Annotated in this window: 22 protein-coding genes and 1 tRNA gene; 12 read left to right on the top strand and 11 right to left on the bottom strand. The window is 63.2% G+C overall.

The genetic code is table 11. The annotated features are described in order from the left end of the window. Positions 1–18: 18 nt before the first annotated feature. Positions 19–2,106 carry an ATP-dependent helicase gene (locus tag ABXS05_RS03665; RefSeq protein WP_367622965.1) on the bottom strand — a complete coding sequence of 696 codons (2,088 nt, stop codon included), beginning with the start codon at positions 2,104–2,106 and terminating at the stop codon, positions 19–21. Between the two features lie 294 nt (positions 2,107–2,400). On the opposite strand from ABXS05_RS03665, the gene ABXS05_RS03660 reads away from it, so the two are divergent. Genes ABXS05_RS03660 through ABXS05_RS03635 form a run of 6 tightly spaced genes read left to right on the top strand, consistent with a single transcriptional unit; the run spans position 2,401 to position 8,647 of the window. After that, positions 2,401–3,081: a hypothetical protein gene (locus tag ABXS05_RS03660; RefSeq protein ID WP_367622964.1), complete on the top strand. Its 681-nt coding sequence runs from the start codon at positions 2,401–2,403 to the stop codon at positions 3,079–3,081. Beyond that, complete coding sequence (locus ABXS05_RS03655; protein ID WP_367622963.1) at positions 3,078–4,313, top strand: DUF4350 domain-containing protein; 1,236 nt, start codon at positions 3,078–3,080, stop codon at positions 4,311–4,313. Before ABXS05_RS03660 ends, ABXS05_RS03655 begins: the two co-directional genes overlap by 4 nt. Then, positions 4,282–5,238 carry an AAA family ATPase gene (locus tag ABXS05_RS03650; protein WP_311934914.1) on the top strand — a complete coding sequence of 319 codons (957 nt, stop codon included), beginning with the start codon at positions 4,282–4,284 and terminating at the stop codon, positions 5,236–5,238. The genes ABXS05_RS03655 and ABXS05_RS03650 overlap by 32 nt, the downstream gene beginning before the upstream one ends. Beyond that, a complete protein-coding gene (locus ABXS05_RS03645) occupies positions 5,235–6,545 on the top strand; it encodes a DUF58 domain-containing protein (RefSeq protein WP_367622962.1) in 1,311 nt (436 codons plus the stop codon). The genes ABXS05_RS03650 and ABXS05_RS03645 overlap by 4 nt, the downstream gene beginning before the upstream one ends. Further along, complete coding sequence (locus ABXS05_RS03640) at positions 6,542–7,693, top strand: stage II sporulation protein M (protein ID WP_367622961.1); 1,152 nt, start codon at positions 6,542–6,544, stop codon at positions 7,691–7,693. The genes ABXS05_RS03645 and ABXS05_RS03640 overlap by 4 nt, the downstream gene beginning before the upstream one ends. A gap of 27 nt (positions 7,694–7,720) precedes the next feature. Beyond that, entirely contained in the window at positions 7,721–8,647 is a 927-nt protein-coding gene (locus tag ABXS05_RS03635) for an RDD family protein (protein ID WP_367622960.1), read from the top strand. Positions 8,648–8,675: 28 nt separating this feature from the next. Here ABXS05_RS03635 and ABXS05_RS03630 read toward each other — a convergent pair whose 3' ends face one another. Together ABXS05_RS03630 and ABXS05_RS03625 are read right to left on the bottom strand one after the other, a co-directional pair. Continuing rightward, positions 8,676–9,422, bottom strand: coding sequence for a hypothetical protein (locus ABXS05_RS03630; RefSeq protein WP_367622959.1), 747 nt, complete (start codon positions 9,420–9,422; stop codon positions 8,676–8,678). A 303-nt stretch (positions 9,423–9,725) separates the two neighbouring features. After that, complete coding sequence (locus tag ABXS05_RS03625) at positions 9,726–10,835, bottom strand: hypothetical protein (protein WP_311934904.1); 1,110 nt, start codon at positions 10,833–10,835, stop codon at positions 9,726–9,728. Between the two features lie 271 nt (positions 10,836–11,106). Between ABXS05_RS03625 and ABXS05_RS03620 the strand changes: the two genes are divergently transcribed. Then, positions 11,107–11,970 (top strand): hypothetical protein, encoded by an 864-nt coding sequence (locus tag ABXS05_RS03620; RefSeq protein WP_367622958.1) that lies wholly within the window; start codon positions 11,107–11,109, stop codon positions 11,968–11,970. A gap of 20 nt (positions 11,971–11,990) precedes the next feature. Here the strand turns inward: ABXS05_RS03620 and ABXS05_RS03615 are convergent, their stop codons facing one another. Next, on the bottom strand, positions 11,991–12,728 hold the full coding sequence (locus tag ABXS05_RS03615; RefSeq protein WP_367622957.1) for a hypothetical protein: 738 nt from the start codon (positions 12,726–12,728) through the stop codon (positions 11,991–11,993). Between the two features lie 383 nt (positions 12,729–13,111). Between ABXS05_RS03615 and ABXS05_RS03610 the strand changes: the two genes are divergently transcribed. The 3 genes from ABXS05_RS03610 to ABXS05_RS03600 all read left to right on the top strand — a co-directional run bounded on the left by ABXS05_RS03610 (position 13,112) and on the right by ABXS05_RS03600 (position 14,823). Next, positions 13,112–13,414, top strand: a complete 303-nt coding sequence (locus ABXS05_RS03610) for a hypothetical protein (RefSeq protein WP_367622956.1) — start codon at positions 13,112–13,114, stop codon at positions 13,412–13,414. Between the two features lie 244 nt (positions 13,415–13,658). Continuing rightward, positions 13,659–13,732, top strand: a tRNA-Gln gene (locus ABXS05_RS03605). Between the two features lie 695 nt (positions 13,733–14,427). Next, a complete protein-coding gene (locus tag ABXS05_RS03600) occupies positions 14,428–14,823 on the top strand; it encodes a DoxX family protein (RefSeq protein ID WP_367622955.1) in 396 nt (131 codons plus the stop codon). 54 nt (positions 14,824–14,877) lie between these two features. Here ABXS05_RS03600 and ABXS05_RS03595 read toward each other — a convergent pair whose 3' ends face one another. The 5 genes from ABXS05_RS03595 to ABXS05_RS03575 all read right to left on the bottom strand — a co-directional run bounded on the left by ABXS05_RS03595 (position 14,878) and on the right by ABXS05_RS03575 (position 20,897). Further along, the gene (locus ABXS05_RS03595) at positions 14,878–15,807 is read right to left on the bottom strand and encodes a carbohydrate kinase family protein (RefSeq protein WP_068296262.1); all 930 of its coding nucleotides are present in this window, start codon (positions 15,805–15,807) and stop codon (positions 14,878–14,880) included. Between the two features lie 9 nt (positions 15,808–15,816). Then, the gene (locus tag ABXS05_RS03590; protein ID WP_367622954.1) at positions 15,817–17,448 is read right to left on the bottom strand and encodes an HAL/PAL/TAL family ammonia-lyase; all 1,632 of its coding nucleotides are present in this window, start codon (positions 17,446–17,448) and stop codon (positions 15,817–15,819) included. A gap of 165 nt (positions 17,449–17,613) precedes the next feature. Then, positions 17,614–18,765 carry a carboxylate-amine ligase gene (locus ABXS05_RS03585; RefSeq protein WP_367622953.1) on the bottom strand — a complete coding sequence of 384 codons (1,152 nt, stop codon included), beginning with the start codon at positions 18,763–18,765 and terminating at the stop codon, positions 17,614–17,616. 216 nt (positions 18,766–18,981) lie between these two features. Next, positions 18,982–20,391, bottom strand: a complete 1,410-nt coding sequence (glnA, locus tag ABXS05_RS03580; RefSeq protein ID WP_322430268.1) for a type I glutamate--ammonia ligase — start codon at positions 20,389–20,391, stop codon at positions 18,982–18,984. Between the two features lie 167 nt (positions 20,392–20,558). Then, entirely contained in the window at positions 20,559–20,897 is a 339-nt protein-coding gene (locus ABXS05_RS03575) for a P-II family nitrogen regulator (protein ID WP_068296275.1), read from the bottom strand. A gap of 286 nt (positions 20,898–21,183) precedes the next feature. Between ABXS05_RS03575 and ABXS05_RS03570 the strand changes: the two genes are divergently transcribed. Then, positions 21,184–22,653 carry an NAD(P)H-hydrate dehydratase gene (locus ABXS05_RS03570; protein ID WP_367623427.1) on the top strand — a complete coding sequence of 490 codons (1,470 nt, stop codon included), beginning with the start codon at positions 21,184–21,186 and terminating at the stop codon, positions 22,651–22,653. A 16-nt stretch (positions 22,654–22,669) separates the two neighbouring features. Here the strand turns inward: ABXS05_RS03570 and ABXS05_RS03565 are convergent, their stop codons facing one another. Continuing rightward, positions 22,670–23,464 carry an RNA ligase family protein gene (locus ABXS05_RS03565; RefSeq protein ID WP_367622952.1) on the bottom strand — a complete coding sequence of 265 codons (795 nt, stop codon included), beginning with the start codon at positions 23,462–23,464 and terminating at the stop codon, positions 22,670–22,672. Between the two features lie 207 nt (positions 23,465–23,671). Here ABXS05_RS03565 and ABXS05_RS03560 point away from each other — a divergent pair, with 207 nt between their 5' ends. Continuing rightward, positions 23,672–24,604, top strand: coding sequence for a bestrophin-like domain (locus ABXS05_RS03560; protein ID WP_367622951.1), 933 nt, complete (start codon positions 23,672–23,674; stop codon positions 24,602–24,604). A 164-nt stretch (positions 24,605–24,768) separates the two neighbouring features. Here the strand turns inward: ABXS05_RS03560 and ABXS05_RS03555 are convergent, their stop codons facing one another. After that, positions 24,769–26,073, bottom strand: a complete 1,305-nt coding sequence (locus tag ABXS05_RS03555) for a multicopper oxidase family protein (protein WP_367622950.1) — start codon at positions 26,071–26,073, stop codon at positions 24,769–24,771. Between the last annotated feature and the right edge of the window lie 122 nt (positions 26,074–26,195).

Genomic DNA, 26,195 nt, shown 5'->3' with positions numbered 1-26,195 from the left:
CACGCCCATGCTCCGGTCTCAACGCCACATGCCACGCATGCGATCACGCAGGTCGATCGAGCTGTGGATGCTGCTCTGTTGCGGGGCGCCGGAGGCTGCCACCCTCGGCCACATCACCTGCTGGAAACGATCGAGGATCGAGGACGGGATGAAGCGGGTGCGGTTGGCATAGACGTGCCGGTCGCCCTGGGAATGCTGGCCATGGGTGAAGAATCGCTGCGGCATCACGAGATGCAGGCTGTCGCGTGCCCGTGTCATCGCGACATAGAGCAGTCGGCGCTCTTCCTCCAGATCGTTCTTGGTGCCGGCGGCAAGATCCGCCGGCAGGCAACCGTCGACCGTGTTGAGCACGAAGACGGCCTTCCATTCCTGTCCCTTGGCGGAATGGATGGTCGAGAGGATGAGGTAGTCCTCGTCCCGCAGGGGCGCGCCGGCTTCGTCGCTGGTGGCGTTCGGCGGGTCGAGCGTCAGCTCGGTGAGGAAACGCTCGCGGGATTCGTAGCCCGCCGCAATCTGCTCGAGTTGAAGCAGATCGGCGCGGCGCGTCACCGCATCCTCATGCATGCGCTCGAGATGGGGCTCGTACCAGCGGCGAACGCGTTCGATCTCCCCGGGCCAGTCACCAGGTCCCTTGTGCAGGCTGGCGGCGAGGTCGACGAAATCCGGCCAGTCTGCACCGGCGCGAGGCGGTGCCGGCAGGGTGGCAATATCATCGACGCCGACGGCATCGAGGACATTGGCGGCGGAGGTGGGGCCGACGCCCGGCAGCAGTTGCAGAACACGGAAACCGGCAACGCGATCGCGCGGGTTCTGCGCCCAGCGCAACAGGGCCAGCATGTCCTTGACGTGGGAGGCATCGAGGAATTTCAGCCCGCCGAACTTCACGAAGGGAATGTTGCGGCGGGTCAGTTCGACCTCGAGCGGGCCGGAGTGGTGCGAGGCGCGAAACAGCACGGCCTGCTGCTTGAGCGTCATGCCGCTTTCGCGGTTCTCCAGGATCTGGCCGGCCACGAAATCGGCCTGTCCGGCCTCGTCCCTGACGGTGACGAGTTGGGGGCGTTCGCTCGATTGCCGCTCCGTCCATAAATTCTTGGTGAAACGCTCGCTGGCAAGGGCGATCACGGCATTGGCGGCGGCGAGGATCGGCTGGGTCGAGCGATAGTTGCGATCGAGCGTGATGATCTCGGCCGCCGGCGAGAACTGGGCCGGAAAGTCGAGGATGTTGCGCACGGTGGCGGCGCGGAAGGAATAGATCGACTGGGCGTCGTCGCCGACCACCGTTACGCCCTGGCCGCCCGGCTTGAGCGCCTTGAGGATCGAGGATTGCAGGCGATTGGTGTCCTGGTATTCATCGACCAGGACATGGTCGAAACGCACCGAAATGTCGGCGGCGATCATCGGCTCGGCCACCATATGCGACCACCACAGCAGCAGGTCGTCATAGTCGAGCACATTGTTGGCGAGCTTGGCCTCGACATAGCCGGCGAACAGACTGCGGAGCTCCGCTGCCCAGGCCAGGCACCAGGGAAAGGCCTCCTTCAGCACGTTTTCGAGTTCGTCCTGCGCGTTGACCACCCGGGAATAGATGGCCAGGCACGTGCCCTTGTTCGGGAAGCGGTTCTCCGTCTTGGAGAAGCCGAGTTCGTGGCGCACCAGATTGATCAGGTCGGCCGAATCCTCCCGGTCGTGAATGGTGAAGGAGGGATCGAGGCCGATCTGGTGGGCGTATTCACGCAGGAGGCGGGCGCCGACGGCGTGGAACGTGCCGGCCCAAGTCAGCCCTTCGCTCAGTGTCGCCCCTTTCGCTCCCATGACCTTGGCAGTGATCCGCTCGACCCGCCTTATCATCTCGGAGGAGGCCCGACGCGAGAAGGTCAGGAGGAGAATGCGCCTGGGATCGGCGCCTTCGGCAATGAGATGGGCAACCCGGTGGGCCAGCGTGTTGGTCTTGCCCGATCCGGCGCCGGCAATGATCAGCAGGGGGCCGGCCGGCTGGCCCGAACCATGAACGACCGCGCGGCGCTGGTTCTCGTTCAGCCCGGCCAGAAGATCGGCGGGCGATTGAGCTGACTCCTCGGGGACAAGAAGGGCTGCCTGCGCATTCATGCCTTGCTCTCGCGTGGTGAGAAACGAATCCGCCTACCGATTCGGCGGATGCGCTTTGTAAAAGGGTAGAAGGCACATATGAACAAAAATGGAACGGATTCGCGAATGATCCGTTCACCGGCAACGGCCTACCGCCGCGCTCCCGTTGGTGGATGAATTCGACGGGGGCGACGTGAATGTGTTCCCTGGGCGCTTGCTCCGGATCGGCCGTCACGCCATGTTCGCGGATATGAAGCAGGGCTGATTGGCGGTTTGGTGCGGGAACGGGGTCGAAAAAATCCGACGGGAAGGAACATGCCGGCTGTTGCCGGCCTGACGGTTCTCCTCGCATTGGCACCGGCAATGCCGGTATTCGCTGCTTCCGATCCCCAGGCGGTGGCCCAGGACATCGCGCGCGATCTTGGCCTCCAGCCCGATCTGCCCGGCAACAAGGGCGAGGTGGTGACACCCAAGACCGAGCCAAAGCGGGACGAGCGGGCGCCGCGTGTCTGGAATCCTTCATTGGGAACCTTGCTGAGCATCCTGCTCTATGCCGCCATCGCCGCTGGTGTCATTTTCGCGATCTGGACGATGCGGGATCGCTTGCCGGTGCTCGGGCGGCGCAAGCTGGTTGCCAGGGACGAGACCGAGGTCTCCGCCCAAGCCGCCTCGGTCGAACGTATGGTGGTGGCCCAGATCGAGGCCGACGACCTGGCGCGCCAGGGCCGCCTTGCCGAGGCGATGCATGCCTTGCTGCTGCGCAGCCTGATCGAGGTACGAAAAAGGCTCAATGTCAGCTTCGCGGATTCGCTGACCAGCCGCGAAATTCTGCGAGCCTTGTCGCTGCCCGATCGTGGCAAGCAGGCGCTGGCCGACATCATTGGTCGGGTCGAGCCCGTTTATTTCGGCGAAACCCCCGCCGAGGAGCGGGACTACACCGCTTGCCGGCAGAGCTACGAGGTCCTGACCGAAGCGATGCAGGCGAGGGCGGCATGAGCGAAAAAGCCACCTTCTCCGGCCCCGTCCTTGCCGTGCTGATCGCGGGGGCCACGGCCGTCTTCGCCCTGTCCATGTTGTTGATGCTGAACGGTCCATCCGAGGAACAGGGTTTCAGCACCACCACCAGGTCGGTCTCGGCGATCGGACATGCCGGGTTCTACGAACTGGCGCAACGCTTCGAGATCCCGGTCGCGCGCAGCCGCATCAACGGTACCGTCGCGCCCGGCGAAGGCGGCTTGCTGGTGATGGCCGAGCCGACGTCGAGCCTGTCGAAGGACGACATCATTCGCCTGGGACGCGAAAGCAACGTCCTGCTTGTGCTGCCCAAGCGCTGGGCGCTGGCCGACCGGAGCAAGCCCGCCTGGATACGGTCCGCCACCCCGATGGACATTCCCTGGGTCACCAGCATTGCGCGGCTGGTCGAGCCCAAGCTCGAGGTCACCAGGGGAGATCCGCCCAAGAGCTGGGACCGCAACGATCTCAACGTGAACCCATCGTTCGACGACGGTGCCCAGCTCATCAAGAGCGAGGAACTGACCCCGATCATCGGCAACCGCCAGGGCATGCTCATCGGCGAGAAACTCGACGGCGAGCGCCGCGTCTGGGTGCTCGCCGATCCCGATCTCGTCGAGAACCACGGCCTGATCAAGGGCAAGAACGCCGAGTTCGCCCTTGCGCTTCTGAACGCCATGCGGGATGCCGAACTCGGGGACGGCAAGGTGGTGTTCGACGAAACCATCCACGGCATGGTCAACAATGTCGACAGCCCCTTCAAGAAGCTGTTCCAGTTCCCCTATGTCATCGTACTCCTGCTCGTGCTCGCCGCGACGGCACTGCTGGCCTGGGCCACCACGAGCCGTTTCGGCAAGCCGCGCCTGGCGCCGCCAGCCTTCGATCTCGGCAAGGAGCGCCTGATCACCAACACGGCCACCTTGCTCGATCGGGCCGGTCACCAGGCCTTCGTCATGCGCCGCTATGTGCGCGCGACCTTGCGCGACGTCGGCCGGCTTTTTCACGCACCCCGCCAGATCGATGACGAGAAACTGGCGGAGTGGCTCGACAAAATCGGCGAGTCGCGGGGGCTTGAGACCAGAGCTTCCGTCGTTCTCGCCCGCGCGGAGGAGGGGCAGGGCACGTCCCTGACCGGCCTGTTCCAGGCCACGCGCGATATTCATGATTGGAAGGAAGAGATCTCCGATGGAACTGCAGCGCGTCGCCCATATCGCTGACGGCATCCGCAAGGAAGTCGGCAAGGCCATCGTCGGCCAGGACGAGGTCATCGAGCTGATGCTCACCGGCCTGCTTTGCGGCGGACATATCCTGCTCGAAGGCGTGCCCGGCACCGGCAAGACTCTGCTGGCTCAGGCCTTCGCCTCGACCCTTTCGCTCAAATTCGGCCGCGTGCAGTTCACCCCCGACATGATGCCGGGTGACGTGATCGGCACCAACCTCTTCAATTTCCAGACCAACGCCTTCGTTCTGACCGAGGGGCCGATCTTCACCGACCTCCTGCTGGCGGACGAAATCAACCGCACCCCGCCCAAGACGCAGGCGGCCTTGCTGCAGGCGATGAACGAAAGGGCGGTCACCATCGACGGCAAGACTTATGCCCTCGGTGCCGATTTCATGGTGGTGGCGACCCAGAACCCGATCGAGCAGCAGGGGACCTATCCCTTGCCCGAGGCCCAGCTCGACCGTTTCCTCTTCAAGATCGATGTCACCTATCCCAGCCGTGACGAGGAGAGGGCCATCGTCACCCAGCACGGGCACCGCTCGGCCATGCCCAAGCTCTCCGATTTCGGCATCCAGACCCAGGCCGATCCGGCTGTCCTCGCCGATCTCAGAGCCACCAGCGAACAGATCGTGCTGACGCCGCAGATCATCGACTATGTCGTCGACGTCGTGCGCGCCACCCGCCAGCATCCGGCGATCGAGACGGGCGGATCGACCCGCGCCGCCAATGCGCTCGCGGCCTCCGTGCGGGCCCTGGCCGCGCTGAACGGGCGCGATTTCGTCATTCCGGACGATGTGAAGCGGCTGGCGCGGCCGATCCTGCGCCACCGCATCGTGCTCGCGCCCAATGCCGAGATCGATGGCCTCACCCCCGACCGTATCGTCAACGAAATCCTGGACCAGACGGCTGCACCCCGATGATTCGGCCGACCCCGCGTGCCGTCCTGCTGTTCAGCCTCGGCATTCCCGTCGCCTTGTTGATGGTGGTGTGGAACCCGGCCCTGTGGCCGTTTTCCTTCGACCTCAGCCTGCTGGCCCTGGTGGTGATCGCCGTCGACGCGCTGCTGATCCCGCCGCGCCGTAGCCTGGTGGTCGACCTCACAGCCCCGAAGCGGCTGCCGGTCGGCAATGAGGGGACGATCGAGGTGACCCTGAGCAGCACCAGGTCGGCACGCCCGGTGAGGATCGAGGCGGTGGTCGATCTCGACGGCCCGCTGGAGACGCCGCCGATGGTCGTAGGCCATTTCGGCGGTGCGCCGGAGAGACTCGGCATTCCGTTCACCGCCTTGCGGCGCGGGGTGGTGACGCTCGAGGCCCTGTGGCTGCGCTGGCGAGGGCCGCTGGGGCTGGTGGAATGGCGCCTCAGGGAGGGGCTGGATCGCAGGATCGAGATCCTGCCTGCCGCCCGCATGTCCTTCGGTCCGGCCATCCAGGCGCTGAGCAAGAGCGCCATCTACGGCACCAAGACCCAGAACCAGAAGGGGGAGGGCACCGAATTCGACACCCTGCGCGAACATGTGCCCGGCCTCGATTCCCGCATGATCGACTGGAAGCAGTCGGCCCGCCATCGCAAGCTCCTGTCGAAGGAGTTCCGCATCGAGCGCAACCACCAGATCGTGCTGGCCTACGACACCGGTCATCTCATGCTCGAGCCGATCGACGGCCTGGCGCGGCTCGACCACGCCATCGAGGCGGGGCTGATGCTGGGCTGGACCGGATTGAGGGCCGGCGACCTCGTCGGCAGTTTCGGCTTCGACGCCACCATCCGCCATTATCTCGAACCGGGCCGGGGCAGCACCTATTATGCCCGGCTGCAGCGTTCCGCCGCCCAGCTTGCCTATCACACCGAGGAGACCAACTTCACCCTCGGCCTGGCCGAACTGAATGCGCGGCTCAAGCGCCGCGCGCTGGTGGTGCTGTTCACCGAGTTCGTCGATAGCGTGATGGCGGAACTGTTGATCGAGAGCCTGAAGCGCATGGCCAACCGCCATGCCGTCATCTTCGTCACGTTGCAGGATCCGCTGACCACGCGGCTGGTCAATGCCGAGCCGCAGGATTTCACCATCGTGGCCGAGGCCGTGGTGGCCCATGATTTCGCACGCGAACGGGCGATCGTGATGGAGCGCATCGCCCGCCTCGGCGTGCATTGCGTCGACGTTCCGGTCGGCGGGCTCAGTGTCGCCCTGCTCAACCGCTATCTCCAAATCAAGCAGGAGGGCCTGCTATGACGACCGTGGATATGGGCGTGCCTGCGGCCGGTCCTGCCGGACCGGCGCCGACGATCATCGGCGTGCCCAGCGAGCCTCGGGCTCACGTCGTGCTGCGCTCGGCCGAGTTTCGGCGGGGGCGCGAGGAAAGCTGGCGGGAACTCGAAGACCTGGTCACGCGCGTCGAAAAGCGCGGTATCAACGGAGTCTCCGCTGACGAACTGCAGAAGATGCCGCTTCTCTATCGCTCGGCGCTGTCTTCGCTGTCGGTCGCCCGCAGCATCGCGCTCGACCGTAATCTGCTGCGCTATCTCGAAGCCCTGACGCTGCGGGCCTATCTGGTCGTCTACGGGCCACGCACGAGCCTGCTGGCGGGGCTGGGCCATTTCTTCCGCTACGGCTTCCCTGACGCCGTGCGCAAGGCAGGTTGGCATATATTGATCGCTTTCGCGGCGATGGCGCTCGGCATCGCCGCCGGGTTCGTGCTGGTGAACAGCGAGGCCGAATGGTTCAATGCCATCGTTCCAGACGGCCTGGCGGGAGGGCGGGGGCCGAGCGCCAGCGCCGAATATCTGCGCAGCGTCCTGTTCGCGCCTTGGGACGGCTTCAAGGAGGGCTTCATCGTCTTCGCCAATTACCTGTTCCAGAACAACAGCATGGTCGCCATCCTTTCCTTCGGGGTCGGTTTCATGGCGGGCGTGCCGACACTGCTGCTGCTGGTCTATAACGGGCTGATCGTCGGCGCCTTCCTGGCCATCCACTATCAGCGCGGCCTCCTGATCGATTGCATCGGCTGGCTCTCCATTCACGGCGTGACGGAACTCGGTGCCTTCATCCTTTGCGGCGCGGCAGGCCTCGTCGTGGCCGAGAAGATCATTTTCCCTGGCCGCTATTCGCGCCTCGAAGCGCTTTCCATTCATGGCAAGCAGGCCGCCATCATCGCCTGCGGCGCGGTCGCCATGCTGTTCATCGCGGGCTTCATCGAGGGAGGCCTGCGCCAGCTCATCAACGTGACCTCCTGGCGCTTCGCCTTCGCCGCGGTCACCGCCGTGCTGTGGGGCGTCTATTTCCTCTATTGCGGCAAAGCGTCTTTCGATTTGACGGGCTCACCAAGAATCGCAAAGACGCGTCGACAAAAACTGTTAGAGCAAGAAGGCGTGCAGCCATGAACGCGTTTTGCTCCAAGGGAGGGCAGCATGGCCTCTCCGCGTGACCGCGTCTCCCAGCTGCTGGAGGGGCGGCAGCGCCGCACCCGCGAGATCGTCACGCCGGAAGGCGTCGCCATCCATGTCGAGGTCGCCGACCGTGGCGAAAGGCTGGGCGCCTTCCTGATCGATCTGGTCATCTGGTTCGGCGCCACCATCCTGATCTGGATCGCCCTGGCAACCACCTTCCTGCGCGGCGGTAGCGATGTCGCGGTGACGGTGATCTCCTTTCTCTCCTTCCTGCTGCGCAACCTCTATTTCATCCATTTCGAGTTGGCCTGGCAGGGCTCGACGCCGGGCAAGCGCGCCACGGGACTGAAGGTGATCGATCGCCGAGGGGGCGTCCTGACCCCGACCGCCGTCGTTGCCCGCAACCTGACCCGAGAGGTCGAGTTCTTCCTGCCGCTGCAGCTCTTCTTCATGTGGATCGGCGCCTCCAACAGCGGCGAATCCTGGCAGGCGCTCTCGATGCTGGCGTGGGTGGTGCTGCTCGCCGCCCTGCCCTTCTTCAACCGGGATCATCTGCGGGCGGGCGACCTGATCGGCGGCACGCTGGTAATCGCCTTGCCGAAGCGGGCTCTTGCCCTCGACCTCACGCAGGGAGCAGCCAAGGTGGCGGCCCGCTATAGCTTCACCTCGGCGCAGCTGCAGGCCTATGGCGCCTATGAATTGCAGGTGCTGGAGGAGATTCTGCGCCGGCCCGGCGGGACCGAGACCTGGCGCATCCATCGTGAGATCGCCGAGAAGATCATTCGGCGCATCGGCTGGCAGGGCACTTTCGAGCCCAATGCGGCGACGGACTTCCTGCAGGCCTTCTACGCGGCGGAGAGGGCGGAACTCGAGCGCGGCCAGCTTTTCGGCCGCTATCGCGACGACAAGAACTCGGGCACCCGCAAGGCCGGCGAGCCGGCTAGGTGAGGGCCGGCGCCCCTTGCGAGCGAAGGGCTCAATCGAAGACGTCGGCGAGCCTGTCGATGTCGATGCCTTCCTTGATCGAGCGCAGGCGGTAATAGACCAGGGCGGAGAGCACGCAACTCAGCGCCGTCAGATACACCTGGAACAGATTGGCCAGCAGCGAGCCGAACAGGGGCCCACCCACACTGCCAACAACATATTCGATGATCGACGACGTGACGATGCTGGCGATGAAGACGATCAGGACGAGTCCCAGAATCCGCCAGCGATAGCCCGAAGTGAGTTCGCCGCTGCGTGACATGCTGTCGAACACGCCCCGCTGCTCGACGACGCAAACTGCAACCGCCGAGTAGAGAATGCAAAGGAGCCACAGGCCCGGCGCCAGGAACAGAGCCGAGCCGATCAAGACGAGAAGCCCGGTCAGGATTGACACGCCGAGAAGGGGCAGGAAGCGAGCAAAGCCTTTGGACAGGGCATCGCCGACTGCGAAACTCTGCCCACGCAACTCGCTGAAAGCACCATAGATCATGCCGCCCTGGATGGCGAAAAGCAGGATGATATAGAGCAGGACGAGGAAAACCCCCGCGCCGAAATTCGAGGGCAACTCTCCAGGAGCCGAGGCACCGACCACCAGGGTCGAGAAGATCAAAGGGATGATCGGGATCAGGCCTAGCGCCAGAAATCGCGGCAGGGCGCGGTGGAGAACGGCAAAGCTTTCGCTGATCAAGGCGCCGATGTTGAAATCACCGGAACCAGTGACTTGACTGTAGTTGGTCATGAGAGCGCGTCCTGTTAACCAAGGGTGTTCCCCCGGCTGGGCCGGGGCAGTAGCGTTCGATATTTATGGAAGTACCCATCGACGACGATTTCCTTTGCGAACCGCCAAGTACACGACAAGAAAGCTCATTCAGGAAAGCGTACGGAAACCTAAGCCACGCGAACTGGGAGTGCAATTGTTGCTTCTGTTCTTGCGAAAGAGGCGTGGGGATGACGTCCGTCATGCGCAGGGAAAGAGCGCGAGGTCCGGACAACGCCGCAGGGCGCGCCGCTGAAGCTGAGGAACATTCGAAGGAGGGCGGCCTCAGCGGCTGGAAGGGCGCCAGGTCTCTGGCGGGTATTGGCGCGGGCGCCGCGCCTCCTCGTTCGGGTCTGGCGGCTGCTGTCCGAAGAGCACGTCCGGATCGGGCTCCGTGACCCCCCAGGGGTTGCCGTCGGCCGGCATATAGCCGCTCTTGGCACCCCAGCCCTTGTCCTGTTCGAACCAGCGGGTGAAATTCGGCAGGCCGTCATATTCGTATTTGCGCTCATAGGCCTCGCAGGCTTCAGGCTTGGGGCCCAGATTGAGGCACATGAGGGGCGAGCGTTCATAATAGGAGCAGCTCGGATAGAGGCTGTGGGCGACCAGTTCGCCCTCATAAGTCCCGTCATAGCGAATCGTCAGCTTCAGTTCCGTCCAGATCGGCGGGAAGTTCATGGCCTTTTGCAGGATCTTGCCGGCGACGAAGCCGATGGGCGCAGGCGCCACGCCCGCGGCTAGTTCGGCGCTCTGGGTGCGGGCGCCGACGGTCTGGCGGAACACCACGCCCTCGTCGATATATTGCGGTTCCGCGAGCTTGATCGGATAGGGATAGGAGGGAAAGCCGAGAAAGGATGGCGAGCGATAGAGGCCGGTATCCTTCTCGTAGGCGACGCGATGGAGCAGCCTGATCGCCTTGGAGGAGGTATCGGTGCTCTCGATGGTGGCTTCGAGAAAATTGGCGAAACGATAGCCGCTGCTGCCGAGAATGAGCTTGCGATCGACGAGCTCCCCAGGGCTACCGGCATCGTGTTCCGGCAGGCCGGAGCGTGGGTCGATCCAGCTCATGGTGGCAATCGAATAAGTGAAGCTGTTTATCTTGAGAACGAGTTGGCCGTCATCGGGGGGAATCATGATGATGCCGGGATTGGCGCCGCTGCTGAACCGCCAGTTCCAGCCCTTCGGACTTGGCACGACGCAGCCGACACGATGGCGCAGATACCAGTTCACCTCGCGTGTGTTGAGCGTGTCGAAATTGTAGCTGATCAGATATTGCACGTTGATGCCGTGCGCCCTGGCGACGGAAAGCCAGTCGTCGCCATCCTTCACCCGGTAGGGACGGCCGCGGGGAATGGCGGCCAGCTTGGCGGGCTTTGTTTCAAGCGGTGTAGCCATGACTGTCTCCCGTAACGGCAGCATGCCTGCGAGGCGGAATGATCGCGGCTCGTGGTGAGCTGCCCGCAACCAGCCTGCGATGCCAGCCTGGTGGGATAGTATGGGCAGGCAGAGCGGTCCGGTCATCCCGAGTTCGGAGGAGGCGGTCCCGTCTTTTTCGTGCTCCAATCAAGGCCGTGGAGCGCCAGAGCGGGCGCTCCGATCGACGCCGTACATCCGGCCAATGCCGCCTTCTTTAGCCCGTAGCGACGATGGCGCGAGAGTCCTTCAAATGACGAGTTTTCTCGACTTCAACAAAGATCCCGCCAACGACATCGACAATAAACCCCAGCAATATCATAATTTTGGCGGCAAGGGCGTGCGGGTGCAGGTCTATTGGGCTGCCGATATCTGGCGGGACGTATCGCTGTGGAACAACAGCTGGGCATTGCTCAAGGGAGCCGACGAGATTCTTCGCAAATATACGCTGGCGCTCGACATGCTGCCGCTGCAAACCGAACCGGCAGCACTGGCTCCAGCCAAGGACAAGGCCTCCCGCAAATTCGACAGGTCCGTAGGCAAGCAGGTCGCCCGGCAAAAGAAGGCCAAGGGAGAGGTCGCCAAGAAGCAGACCGAGGCTGCCGCCAAGGCGATCGAGGAGCAGGGCCCCGCGGCACGCGGCCTCCTGGGTTTCAGCGGCTCGGTCCATGTGCCCATGGAGGGCGAGGCTCCCATCGACGGCCTCACTGCCCTCAGGAAAAGCCTCGGCACGATTCCGGATGAAACGCGGCTGGTCGTGGTGTTCGCCCACATCGATGGCGGGCCGAACGGCTACACGGTCCTGCGCCAGGAGTGGCTGCCCTGGGTCATCGCCGATCCCAAACTGATGCAGGACAATCCCAAGACCTTGCTGATCCATGAAATGGGACACGCCTGCCGCCTCAACCATCAGCAATCGGATGCCGGTTCGGCGACGGCCAAGAACATCATGTATCCTCTGGACTTCAAGGGACTGACCCATCTGTGGGGCTGGCAGGTGGACACCATCTACGATTCCTATTGGTGCAATGGCCGCAAGCCCACGAACTGGTGGGACAGGATCAGCAACGCCAAGCTGCCACCAGATCATCCGTTCCTCTGGGAAGAGCCCTCCTGAAAGACGGCAACGGGTAGCCTTCAGGTCTTGCCGCTGGCCCATTCCGGCAAGGGCTGCGGGGCTGCCGGCATGCCGCGAATCTCGCGCAACCGTTCGAAGGCGGCCGTCGCCATCACGGCCGAGAACATGCTGAAAAGCATCATACCTGCTTCCTGGCCAAGCACCTGCATCACGGTTACGGGCGCATAGGCGAAATCGCCGGTGACAGCCCCGAGCCCGACTGTCGGCAGCAGCGCCAGCAGGAAGAGACCGAGAATGGACCAGCGATAACCCTGGGTGAGCTGTCCGCTGCGCTCCAGGCTCTCGACCATGTCCGTGCGCTCGATCATGCAGGCCGGCAGGGCGAGATAGAGCAGCGCGATTGCCATCAAGCCGGGCACCACCAGCGCGGCGAGGCCGAGCAGGACGAGAATGCCGCTGAGAAAGGCCGTGCCCAGCAGGGTGGGAAGCCTCTGCCAAGTTTGCCGCATCGACAGAAGCAGGCCGAAATCGGAGCCCTGCAGCAGGCGATGCGTGCCTGCGATGGTGGCGCCCTGGGCGAAGACCAGGAGAATCACGGCAATAGGCAAGGCTACCAGGTCGGCGAGCGTCGGCGTTTGGGAGACCTCGCCGTTCACCAGCAAGGCGAGCAGGGTCGGCAGGCTCGGCAGACTGTTGAGCAGGACGATCGGGAGGAGGCCCCGCCACAAACCTGTCGCTGCATTCGCAAGAAGAAGGAACAGGCGCAGGGGCGGTCGTGAGGAGGCAGGTCTGCTCATGGGCACCTCGATCGAGACTGGCCACGCCGATCACTCTGTTATGACGCGTGTAGGCGGCAAGAGGAAGGGCCTGCGTGGCAGTGCTTTAACGCCCGAGCTGCGCTTTGGTCCCCGAAGCGCCGGGCGTGCCTTGTGGAGATATGCGGGACAGCAACCGATCCAGGAGAAGGGGCTGGCGTTCTGCCTGGTCTTGGCTCGGTCAGCGTCGTGACGAGCAGTTTGGATTGCGCTTTTTCGATCGCTTCAGGCAGTCGTTCACTCAGATTTTCCGGATGACCGCCAAGAATCTTGCTTGGTCAAAAGCCAGAAGAAGGGAACGTTTGCGCTAAAAATAAGTTCGGGCCATTGAGCCTATTCGAGATCGATTCAGAAAGGAGGGCTCGATGACCCGCTCGATACTGATGGGTCTTGTGGCGGCGGCGAGCATTACGGGCACGTCGGTGGCGCTTCCGCTCATACCGCCTCCGGCCAACGATGGCTCCAGCATCATCCAGGTCCGGTATCGCGGTGGATGTCCGCCCGGCTACAAGGTGACCAGCCATGGTGGCTGTAAGCTCAGCCATTATCTGCGTCGCCATCCCGGCCAGAACCCGAACAACTACTATTACGAAGAGCGACCCAGTTTCGGGTTCGGTTTTGGCTATCGCAGCTACCATCACCGTCGCTATTACGACGACGGCTATTGAGCCATTTTCCAATTGGCACGGGCGCCCTTTGGCGCCCCTTTTTCCGAACCAGCCCCCGGATCTCCGGTGCCGTTGCCCCTTGATGTTGCAAACAGAAGCTCCGGCCACAGAAAAACGACAAGCCCTCTTGCAATGCGGCAGCGACTTCAATATGAAGCCCGGACGGAACGGGGCCACCCACCGCAAAACACTCGGCGGAATTGCAAAACATTGCCGCTAAGTGTTTGATCGAAAGGCCCTTTGTTCGGGGATAGTTCAACGGTAGAACAGCGGACTCTGACTCCGTTAATCTTGGTTCGAATCCAGGTCCCCGAGCCACTTTCTCCAGGAAATCGCCGAAGATACGGAGCCGGGTCGGCTGGCCATTGGTCATTCTGTTCCCAAAGACGGCTCAGTGTCGCCATTCGGAATCGGTGATTGGCAAGGCGCTCGTTGAAAGAATCAATCTCTGACGGGCAACCGGGACCCGGGCACAGAGATGAGCTTCCGACATGACGTGTGATCGAGAGACACCGCCCGCAAGGGCCGGTAGTATCGTCTTCCAGCCGGTCGGGCCGTTAGCTCGGCGAACGTATTATTGAGCCGGTCAATCTCCGGAAAGGATATGACTGGAGGCGCGCTGGGAAAGCCATGTTGCGCCCTCACTGCTATCCAACGTCGCGTTTCCGCCCGCTGTCTGTCCTGCCGGCGCCAAGCATCCAGCATGGTGAGATCCGCCGGGGGCATGCGGTGCACCGTGATGGTCGTAACGCACCTGCGACGGCGCCGTTGCCAGAATGAAACTGTCCTTCCGGCGCGCTGCGGAAAGTGTTCCTCTGCAGCGGCAAGTGGAGGCCAGCTCAGGTGGCAAGAGGGGCAGGGCGTTTCGCAGGTTACAGATCGCGCTCTCGTGCAATTTTAACAGTTGCCAATACGGTGAAGCAGGCGGATTATTCAATGTTGGCCTCGTGGACGTCTGCAAGCACTTTCATCGTGCGTGAGCCGCGTCAAAGGCGTTGTTGGCGAGTACACGAATGGAGTCCGAGTCTTCTCCCCAGTCCCGTACCAAGCTTCTGGTTACCTGGGGTTTGCGTATTCTTGTGGCATTGATTTTCCTCGCGCCCGCATTGCTCACCCTGTGGGGGCATCGGATCATGGTCCGCCAGTTCGACGCGCTCGGCTTTGCGCCCTGGATGCGCATCGCCTTGTCGTCGACGCAGGTACTCGCGGCACTGCTGGTGCTCGTGCCCGTGGCAAGCCTGGCGGCGGCTGTGCTTTTGCTCTTGATCGATGCGGGCACGCTGATTGCGCAATTTCTGCTGGTTCGCGGCGGCTATGTGCATCTGGCGCTGTTCGCGCTGCCGCTGCTTGCTTTGATCAGCCTGCAGAGTGGGCGTTTCGACAGGAAGTTGGCTGAACTGGAGAAGTAGCGGCATCGGTGACAATGCCGCTCTTCAGGGATGAGATACCGGACGGGATGGCGATCAGGCCATTTCGTGATTCCAGGGCGGATCGGCGCCCTCGCGCGAGACCGTGATTGCCGCCGTCCGTGCGGCGTAGTCCATGGCCTCCTGGGCAATGGCCTCATCGAGATTCTTCACGGTATCGATGGAAACCACGTTGCGCCGCTGCAGGATGGTGAGCAGGCCGGAGGAATAGCTGTCGCCGGCGCCAACCGTATCGGCGACCTTCTCGACCCTGACCACGGGACTGCGCACGGCGAAGCCCTTGCCATAGCCTTCCGCACCATTGCCGCCATCCGTCAGCACCACGAAATGGGCGCCCTTGGCCACCAGATCCTGGGCCCAGGCGGCGGGATCGATACCCGGATAGAGCCAGTTGAGATCGGCCTTGGAGATCTTGATGATCTCGGCGGCTTCCGTCATGCGCTTCATGCGGGCGCGATATTCGACAGCATCGCCCACCACGGTCGGCCGCACATTGGGATCCATGCCGAGCACGCGCTTGCCCTTGTTGGCGAAATAAAGCGTCTCATAGGCCGAGGCGATCGGGTCGTTGATGAGCGCGACCGAACCCGTCCAGATCATCGAGACTTCCGGCCCGACCGGCGGAACGTCGCGTTCGGGCGAGAACAAGCGATTGGAGGAGGCTTCGTCGATGAAGGCATATTCGGGTTCGCCTTCGCCGACGGAAACGAAGGCGAGCATCGACGAGTGCTTCGAGCGGGCGACATAGTGCTGCTTGACCTTCGATCGGGTCAGGGCAGCGGCAAGGTCCTCGCCGAAGAAGTCGGTGGACAGCGCGGCGCAGAACCCGACATCACCCTCGAGCCGGCCGATGCCGACGGCCGTGTTGAACGGGCTGCCGCCGACAGCTGGCCGATAGGCGTTCCGGCCATCGGCGCTTTTGACCGGCAAAAAGTCGATCAGGGCTTCGCCGCACACAAGAATCATGGGGTCTCCTCACTCCAGGCCGCCGACTGCCGTTTCCACGGCCGCCAGGATGCGGCCGCTACGGGCAAGTTCGAGTATGGATTGCATTTCGTGGTGGTACCAGCGGTCTCCGTCAAGGGCCGGTGCGATTTCAGCGCGGATGGCATCGAGCGCTGCCTGTGAGCCCTTGCCGATCGGGTAGTCCTTGCTGCGGTCGGCAACCAAAGAAAGCGCCTGGGCCGCCATCAGCATCTCGACGGCAACGATCTGCTCGACATTCTCGACCACGGTGCGGGCCTTGCGCGCACACCAGGTGGAGTTGGAGACATGATCCTCCGCATTGCTCTTGCCGGGGATCGAGTCGACCGAACCGGGCGTGGCAAGGCCGCGGTTTTCCATGACCAGGGCCGACATCGAGCATTGCACCGTGGCAAAGCCGGTGTTGAGGCCGCGCTCGCCGGCAAGAAGGTTGCGCGGCAGGCCATAGCTCATCATGGGATCGATCAGCCGGGCGAGGCGTCGTTCGGAAATGGCGCCGAGATCGGTCATGGCGATGGCAAGCAGATCCATGGCCTGGGCGACATAGGCGCCGTGGAAATGGCCGCCCGAGATCGAGACATAGCTGCCGTCGTCATTGGCGAACATCAGCGGATTGTCGGTGGCCGAGTTCATTTCCACCCCGAGTATGCCGTCGGCATAGGCGAGGGCCTCGAAGACCGGGCCGTGCACCTGCGGGGCGCAGCGCAGCGAATAGACGTCCTGCACGCGCGGGGGCACCGGCTTGGCCGGGTCGCGCGCCTCGTCGGGATAGACGATGGCGCGAGCGCCTTCCGAGCAGCGCTTGGAATCGCCGGCGATGCGCAGCAGGTTGCGGGCGGTGCGCGCCTGGCCGCGATGCGGGCGTGCCGCGTGTACGCGCGGGTCGAAGGCGGCCAGCTCGCCGCGCAGCGCTTCCAGCGTCAAGGCCAGCGCGATGTCGGCATGTTTGAGAATGCGTCTGGCATCCTCCTGGGCAAGGGTTGCGATGGCCAGTGATACGGTGGAGCCGTTGATGACGGCCGAAGCTTCCTTGGCCCCCATCTTGTATTCGGGCTCGAAGCCAGCGCGGCGCGCTGCTTCGGGCGCCGGATAGACCTTGCCCTTATACTCGACCTGGACGTCCGGAAAACCGCGGATGGCGCCGGCGAGATAGGCGAGGGGGGCCAGGTCGCCGGAGGCGCCGACCGAGCCTTTGGAAGGGATCACCGGGTGCAGGCCGGCATTGAGGAAACCGACGAGACGGTCCATCAGCGGCAGTGTCGCGCCTGAATAGGCGGAAGCAAAGGCATTGGCGCGTAGCAGCATGGTCGCCCGCACGATCTCGCGCGCGAAGGGTTCTCCGATGCCGGTGGCATGGGCGCGAATGGTCTGGTCCTGGTAATGCGCCATATTCGCGATGGGGATGCGTACTTCCTTGAACAGGCCGACGCCGGTGTTGAAGGCGTACATCAGCGGAGCCTGATCGTTCAGCCAGTTGGCATCGATGTAGTCGCGTGCGGTCGCCACCGCGGCGCGGGCCTTGGCCTCGATGCCTGCCTTCTCGAACCGGCCTGCCTTCTCAGAGCGCGCGACGCGGACGACCTTGGCACCGGTCATACGTCGCCCGTCTATGGTGACAGTCATGGCCCCTCCCGCGTCACGCTCGATATCCTTGACCTAAGCGTTTTGCGATTTGGAGGTTACGCCAAGAATCGCAAAGACGCGTCGAACCAAAGAGTGAGAGCAAACAAGCGTTTCCGTCAGAACGCGCTTTGCTCTAGCAGAAGCGGATCGAAACGCAACCGGCCATCAGCCGCTCGCTGCAAGGCCTGCGGCAAGTGGCGCTGCCGTCCTGTCGGCAAGCCAGGAGACCACCGCGCGGATAGCCTCTTCGGCGGTGGCGCCGGCGGCAATGCGCTCCTCATAGACTGCCAATTGTCCATCGGCGCTGGTGCCGGTGCGCAGGATCATCTGTGCCGTCGCCAATTCCTCGCTGCAGCCGAGCAGTTCGGCGTCTTCCCAAACGAGATCGAGCAGTTCGGTCAGCATATTGGCGGCGCTTCGCGCCTGCCCGCTATGAAGGTCGATGAGCGAGCCGTGGATGCCGTAGCGCTGCGCCCGCCATTTGTTTTCCTCGACGATCGCACGCCCCGGCGACGTCAGGCCACGGTTGAGATCCGGCTTGCGGGAGAGATACCGCACGAGGCTGCGATAAAGTGCAGCAATGGCAAGGGCGTCCTCCACATTCGTGCAGACATCGGTGATCCGCAGCTCCAGCGTGGGCAGATGGCTGGAGGGTCTTATCGCCCACCACAGGAAGCTGGCGTCGTCGATGATGCGGTTGCTCACCAGCGTGTCGACATAGGTCCGATAGTCCTCCTCCCTCCGGAAGAGGTCGGGCAGGCCCGAGCGGGGCAATTCGGCATAGATGTTCTGGCGGTAACCCATCAGGCCGGTCGGGCGTGCCTGCCAGAAGGGCGAGGACGTGGAAAGCGCCAGCAGCAGCGGCAGATAAGGCAGCATGCGGGTCATCAAGTCCACCCGCGACCGTTCCTGGGGAATCTCGACATGGACGTGCATGCCGCAGATCATCTTGCGGCGGGCGAGCATCTGCAGGTCACGCGTGACCTTGCCATAGCGCGAGGCTTGGGTGGGATGCTGCTCGGACCATTCGGCGGAAGGATGGGTTCCCGAGGCCAGGATGCCGAGATCGTGCTTGAAGGCCAGGTCCTGCAAGGCCTGGCGGCAGCCCACCAGTTGCAGCCTCGCATCCCGCATGTTGCGGCAGGGCGTCGTCGCGATCTCGATCTGCGATTGCAGCAATTCGCGTGTGACGTGCTTGCCCAGCATCTGCCGGGCCTCGTCGAAGAACTGGGCCGACATGGTTTCCTGCACGGCGCCGGTCCGGCGTTGGAACACGAAATACTCCTCCTCGATACCGAAGGTGTAGGGATGCTCCATGCTGTCCTCCGATCGGTGTCGGGCAGTGATCCGGGCCTCGATCCAGCTCTCTAACGCAGGCCGCCCGCAGAAGGTCCCGGGCAGATACAATTCCCCCATATCGGCGAAGGCGGAGTGTTTCTCGTGCAGCTGTCCGCGATGCCGGTGGCAAGGGAAAGGCCGGTGCATTGCTGCACCGGCCCCCCGCTCGGCTCTCTCTGGATGGTTTTTGAGTTCTTAGACCGAGTAGTACATCTCGAATTCGACCGGATGCGGCGTCATTTCGAAGCGCATCACTTCCTGCATCTTCAGCTCGATGAAGCTGTTGATGAAGTCATCGGTAAACACGCCGCCCTTCTTGAGATATTCGCGGTCCTTGTCGAGGGCCGCGAGGGCCTCGCGCAGCGAGCCGCAGACGGTCGGGATCTTCTTGAGTTCCTTGGGCGGCAGGTCGTAGAGATCCTTGTCCATCGCCGGGCCGGGATCGATCTTGTTGAGGATGCCGTCCATACCGGCCATGAACAGGGCGGCAAAAGCGAGATAGGGGTTCGCCGCCGGATCGGGGAAGCGAACCTCGACGCGCTTGGCCTTCGGGCTGGTGGTATAGGGAATACGGCAGGAGGCCGAGCGGTTGCGGGCCGAATAGGCCAGCAGCACCGGGGCCTCGTAGCCAGGGACCAGGCGCTTATAGGAATTGGTCGCCGGGTTGGTGAAGGCGTTCAGCGACTTGGCATGCTTGATGATGCCGCCGATGTAGTGAAGGCAGGTCTCCGAGAGGTCGGCATATTTGTTGCCGGCGAACACCGGCTTGCCGTCCTTCCAGATCGACTGGTGCACATGCATGCCCGAGCCGTTGTCGCCGAACACGGGCTTGGGCATGAAGGTTGCCGTCTTGCCGTAGGTGTGGGCGACGTTGTGGATGGCGTATTTGTAGATCTGCAGGTGGTCGGCCATCGTCACCAGCGTGCCGAACTTCATGCCGAGCTCATGCTGGGCGGAAGCGACTTCGTGGTGATGCTTCTCGACCACCACGCCCATCTGCTGCATGGCAGCGAGCATTTCCGAGCGCATGTCCTGCGCCGAATCCAGCGGGGGAACCGGGAAGTAGCCACCCTTGGTGTTGATGCGGTGGCCGAGATTGCCGCCCTCATATTCGGTGTCGAAATTGGTGGGCAGCTCGGTCGAATCGAGCTTGAAGCCGGTGTTGTAGGGGTCGGCCTTGAAGCGAACGTCATCGAACACGAAGAACTCGGCTTCCGGGCCGAAATAGGCGACGTCACCGATACCGGTCGACTTCAGATAGGCCTCAGCGCGCTTGGCGATGCCGCGCGGGTCGCGGCTGTAGCCTTCGCCCGTGGACGGCTCGACCACGTCGCAGGTGATCGACATCGTGGCCGCCGAGAAGAAGGGGTCCATGGTGGCGGTGGTGGGGTCGGGCATCAGGCACATGTCGGATTCGTTGATCGCCTTCCAGCCGGCGATCGAGGAACCGTCGAACATCGTGCCCTCGGTGAAGATCTCCTCGTCCACCAGGGAGACGTCGAAGGTCACGTGCTGCCACTTGCCACGCGGATCGGTGAAGCGGAAATCGACATATTTGACGTCGTTGTCCTTGATCGCCTTCAGGACATCCTTGGCGGTCTTCATCTTGTGTAAACCTTTCGTTCGTTTCGGCACGATCTTTTTACGGTGCGGGCTAAAGCCCGCCGATTGCCAGAGCGTTTTGCGATTGGACGGGATCACCTGGAATCACAAAGACGCGTCTAAACAGAAGGCTAGGGCAAATAAGCGTTCGGTCAGGAACGCGCTTTGCTCTAGATGGCGTCGAGGCCGCTCTCGCCGGTGCGGATGCGGATGGCTTCCTCGATGTTGAGGACGAAGATCTTGCCATCGCCGATCCGGCCCGTCTGGGCGGCCTTGCGGATGGCGTCGATGGCGCGCTCGACGCGCTCGTCCGGCACCACGACCTCGATCTTCACCTTGGGAAGAAAATCGACGACATATTCGGCACCGCGATACAGTTCCGTGTGGCCTTTCTGCCGCCCGAAGCCCTTCGCTTCCGTCACCGTAATGCCCTGCAGGCCGACCTCCTGCAGCGCTTCCTTCACCTCGTCCAACTTGAAGGGCTTGATGATGGCTTCAATTTTCTTCATGGGGTCTCCTCGATTTCAGCACATAGTGCGCAGAAACCTCCTTGCTGGTAGCAGGTCGCATGCCAAACCGCCAACAGGAAAATTTTCTTTTATCTTCAAGATGTTGAGACGTCAGGTGCTGAAAAATGGGCAAGCGATGTCGGAAGACTGCACAATTTTTCGGCGACCTGCCAATAAAATATGCGCCCCAAGAGGGTAATTTTCGGCGCCTGACGCGAAGGAACGCATTTTTTCCACCGAATGCGACGAGGTGGCGCATGTCAGTGAAGGTTTGGAGGACGTTTTGATCGAGTTGCTGACCCCGTCCGAAATGGCCGATGCGGATCGTCTCGCCATCGCCGAGGCTATGACGGCCGACCAATTGCTCGAGAGAGCGGGGCGGGCGGTGGCCGATGTCGCGGCGCGACATCCCTTCAATACGCCGATCCTGGTGCTGTGCGGCACAGGGCTGAATGGAGGGGACGGCTTCGTTGCCGCCCGTATCCTGCGCGAAAGGGGCTATCGGGTCCGGCTCGGCCTGCTGGGCCCGGTTTCGGCGCTGGGGGGAGAGGTCGCCTATGCCGCCGAGAAATGGGGGCAGCCGGTGGAGGATGCCCTGACCCTGTCGCTCCCCAGGGAGGGAATCATCATCGATGCGCTGCTCGGCGCCGGGCTTTCCCGCGACATTGGCGGCCCGCTCGCCGTGCTGGTCGAACGGATCAATGCTTCCGGCCTGCAGGTTATCGCGGTCGATCTGCCTTCCGGCATCGATGGGGCGACCGGCCAGATCCGCGGCGTGGCCGTCAAGGCGCGCGAGACGGTGACCTTCTTCCGGCGCAAGCCGGGACATCTGCTACTGCCGGGCAAGCTCAATTGCGGCGCGGTCCGGGTTGCGGATATCGGCATTGCGGACAATGTGCTGGCAACCATCCGGCCGCGGACCTTCGTCAACCAACCGGACCTGTGGCGGCCTTGTTTTCCGCATCCCGAACCGGCGGGACATAAATATGCGCGCGGGCATCTGGTGGTGCTGTCCGCCGGCATTGAAGGGACGGGTGCGGCACGGCTAGCGGCGAAGGCCGGATTGCGTGTGGGCGCGGGGCTCGTGACGGTTGCCAGTCCTTCCGACGCTCTTGGCATCCATGCTGCCTCGCTCGATGCGATCATGGTGCGGCGTTGCGACGGCCCGGAGGGCCTCGCCGTCATGCTGGAGGATGCCCGGCGCAACGCATTCGTCGTGGGCCCCGCTTTGCCGCCGGACGAGGAGACCCGCGCCAAGGTCGACCTGGTTCTTTCTTCCGCCCGAGCCGTGCTGATCGATGCCGGCGCGCTCTCCGCCTTTGCAGCCGAGCGCATTCACTTCATCGCCACGCTGCGGGCCGCGCTCGGGCCCGTCGTTCTCACGCCCCATGAGGGCGAATTCGCACGCGTCTTCGACGACATTGCCGGAAAACATGCCGACAAGCTCCAGCGAGCCCGTGCAGCCGCCGAGGCAACCGGCGCGGTGATCGTGCTGAAGGGAGCCGATACCGTGGTCGCAGCACCGGATGGGCGGGCCGGCATCAACGCCAATGCGCCGCCGACCCTGGCGACGGCCGGCTCCGGCGACGTGCTCTCCGGCCTGATCGGCGGGCTTCTCGCTCAATCGATGCCGGCCTTCGAAGCCGCGAGCGCCGCCGTCTGGCTGCATGGCGAGGCGGCCCATCTGTTCGGGCCGGGCCTCACCGCCGATGACCTGCCGGCGATGCTGCCCAAGGCCCTTGCTGCCTTGTCGTGATCCGTACCGCATCGGTTCATTCCAGGCTTCCTGCGAAGAGGTCGATGCCATCGGCCAGGCGGTTGGGCAGAATCGGACGTTCCTGCCAGTGGGAGCCCGAATCCTGGATGGTCTGGTGAAAATCGGCACGCACGAATTTATAACGGCCGATGACTTGCTCCTCGTCCTCCTGCTTGAGGTAGAGACCTTCGGCGAGATCGCTGTCCTCGGTCTGGCCGAGGACGGTTGGGATGTCGAGGCCGGCCCCGGCTGCGGCGAGCCGCAGGGCTTGCCGCCAATCCCGCGATTTATAGAGTGACGGCCCAACCAGTGCCGATAGTTCTACTTTCTTGGGCAGGTTGCCACGGTGAACGACCGGCACCGAAACCACAGGCAACCCTGCCAGCAAGGCATGTCGGCGCGGCGTCGGGAGAAAGGCTGCGCGTTCGCGATCATAGATATCGAACTCGATAAAATAGTGCGGCAGGCGGTCATAGAAGACCGTATGCTTGGCAAAGCACCATTCGCCGAACATCATGAAACGCCGGCCGAGCCGCGTCTTGAAGATGCGTTCATGGGTCTGGGCCCACGCCTTGAACAGGTTGAACTGGGCTTCCCGCGCCCCGCCGGCGAGGACATGGCCCCGTGATTGCAATGTGAGGCTGCCGTTTCGGTCGAAGCTTATGGCGGCATTGGCTCCGTCGAGCTTCTCCTCGAAGACGAGATAGCCGCCGGCAAGTTGGTCGAGTTGAATCTGACCGGCACTGTCGTCGCCCGGCTGCAGCCGCGAGCCGACGAGATGCGGCGTGCGCGGATATTTGAAGAAGGACATGGTCGCACCTTGTACACACGATTTCGCATTCGCCCAGCAACAGACGGCGTAGGAAAATGCGGGCTGTGGGACGGATGCCCTGCCTGAACCGACAGGGCCAAGATGCGCGTTACATGGCGAACTCCTGGGTATGGCGTATAGGGGCGATCGCCTGATCGGACAAGCGTCGACAGGGCGTACAATCGAGGTGGCGATCATTCCGCCGCTGTGCTCAAGGGGCGCCGCAACATTTGCGGGCGAGAGAGCGTGACGGTCTTGTGCGCGAAGCCGGATTCTGGTGTGACTCTCAAGTCACGCCCGCCGAGCGATACTGCCGACACAAGAAAAATATGGCGGTCCCCGGTCATGGAAGAAATCTACGGCCTGAGTTTCCTGGTGCTTTTCAGTCTGAGCGCCATCGGCGGGGTGATCCTGCGCAGGCATCTGCATGAGGAACACCTCTCGAAAGAGAATATGGAGGCGGTGCGGCTGGTGACCGGCCTGCTGGTGTCCTTCGCGGCCCTGATCCTCAGCCTGCAACTTTCCACCTCCAGGGCCGAATTCGATGCGGCCAGCAAGGATCGCTCGACCTATGCGGCACATCTGGCGAGCCTCGATCAATGCCTGCGCGATCTCTCTAAGCGAATGGAGCCGACGCGACAGCTGCTGCGCCGCTACACCGCCGCGGTGATCGTCAGCACCTGGCCCGACGAACCGGCACCGCAGGTCAAGACCCTGCTAGACACCAAGGACATGCCGCTCATGGGCGAGGACACGGTGCTTGCCGGCATGATGAACCGGATCGGTCTGGCGATCGATTCATTCGAGGCCACCGATGGCATCAGCAAGAACATCGCCGCCCGCTGCCAACTGGACTACAGGGCGGCATTGACGGGGCGCTGGGCCGTGATCGAGGATACCCACGCTCCCTCTGGCGTGTCCTTCACCCTGATCATCAGCTTCTGGCTGGCCCTCGTCTTTCTCAGCTTCGGCCTTCAGATCTCGCATCGGCTGTTGAGCAAGATCGTGCTTGCTATCGGCGTCGTATGCATATCGAGCGTCATGTTCGTGATCACCGACCTGAAGATTCCCTATGGCGGTTTCTTCGGCATCTCCAGCATCTCCATGCGGGATGCGCTGGCCGACATGAATCGCGATTGAACCGCCGGAAACGGACCGCAGTCTCGAAGATGCCAGCACGATGACAACCGGTGGTGACCTGACCTGAAGCGTTTTGCGATTTGGCGGAATCGCCAAGAATCGCAAAGACGTGTCGAACCAAAGAGTTAGAGCAAACAAGCGTTTCCGTCTAAACGCGCTTTGCTCTAGGTCACCTCGAACCAGGCCAGGAGATCGTCCTTCCGGGAGGGGCCGCAAGCGCGGCCATGCAGCAGCCATTTGCCCGGATTATCCGCCAGGAAAACCGTATGCACGGTCTCGCCCGGACCGATTGCGACAGTGTCGACCCAATAGGGCTGCCATTCGTCGTCGAAGGGATGGAGGATACGCATGGCGTGGCCATGCACATGCACGGCATGATCGATACGTGTTTTGTTGGCGAGACCGAGATCGACCAGGCTGCCGCGTTTGATGGAGAACAAGGGCTTGTCTGGCAGCACCCCGCCACCAGTGGCGTGGCCAGGCAGGGTTACCGCAACACGCTTGGCCTTTTGCAGAGCCAGCGCGGCAGGCAGACTGGGGCGTGGCAGCACCAAGGGCGGCAGGGGAGCCGAACGAAGCGGAACTGCAGTGCCCGCCACAAGATGGGCGAGAATGACGACTTCGCCATCGAGGTCCAACGCGATGCCGGCCTCGCTCCCCGCCGCAAGCGTGCCGTCGACCGCAATGTCGGCGCGGCCGCCGGGCGGCAAGTCGATTCGGCCGTGATTGGGGGCGAAGGGCGTATCGACGGGGTGACCGTCGATTGCGATGATGGTGGCCTCGAAGCCGGCCAGGGCCAGTCTGGCGATGCGCGTCGCCGCGGCGTTGACGAGACGCAGGCGTACACGCTCGTTGGGAGCGAGGCGGATCGTTTCGGCCGCTTTCGAATTCACCGTAACGGTCGGCTTGCTGCTGATAGTGGAGGCGGCGGACAGAATCTGCCCGTCAGGGCCGATATTCCAGTCATCGATGACGAGAATCAGGTCTTGGTCGACCTGTGGTGGTTCGTCTTCGTCGACGACGAGGACGCCATAGAGGCCGGCCTCGCATTGGGACAGAAAGGGGCCGAAAGCCGGCGTGTGATACCAGAAGGTGCCCGCGTCCGGCGGCGTGAAGACATAGTCGAAGCCCTCGCCCGGCTTCACCGCCTGCTGGGTCAGGGCAGGAACGCCGTCCATGGCGTTGGCGAGGCGCAGGCCGTGCCAATGGATCGCCGAAGGGGTTTCGAGCCGGTTGGCGAAGCGCAGCTTCACGGGCTGGCTGCGCTTCGCACGCAAGAGGGGACCCGGGGTCGAGGCGTCGAAGCACTGCGTCCGGGTGGGCGTCGGGCTGCCTGGCAATGCGAGTTCGCCGGCGGCAGCCGTCAGGATCTGCGCCGTAGTCGCCAGCGCAGGATTGGGGAGGGTCAGGTTGGCCAGGGTGATGCCGAGCCCGGCCAGAAGCTGACGCCGATCGAGGCTGGCGGTCATCGCTCGCTCCTTCCGGACTGGGTGCAGGCTATTCCCGCCTGCCGGGGCCGGGAGGTTGCTCGAGGGGCTGGGAGCAGCCCTTGCGGCCGGGCAATGCAAGCGCATGCGAATCCCCCACTCCA

It is taken from the genome of Labrys neptuniae (assembly GCF_040797145.1).
Lineage (GTDB): Bacteria > Pseudomonadota > Alphaproteobacteria > Rhizobiales > Labraceae > Labrys > Labrys neptuniae.
This window is presented reverse-complemented; position numbering and strand designations above follow the sequence as displayed.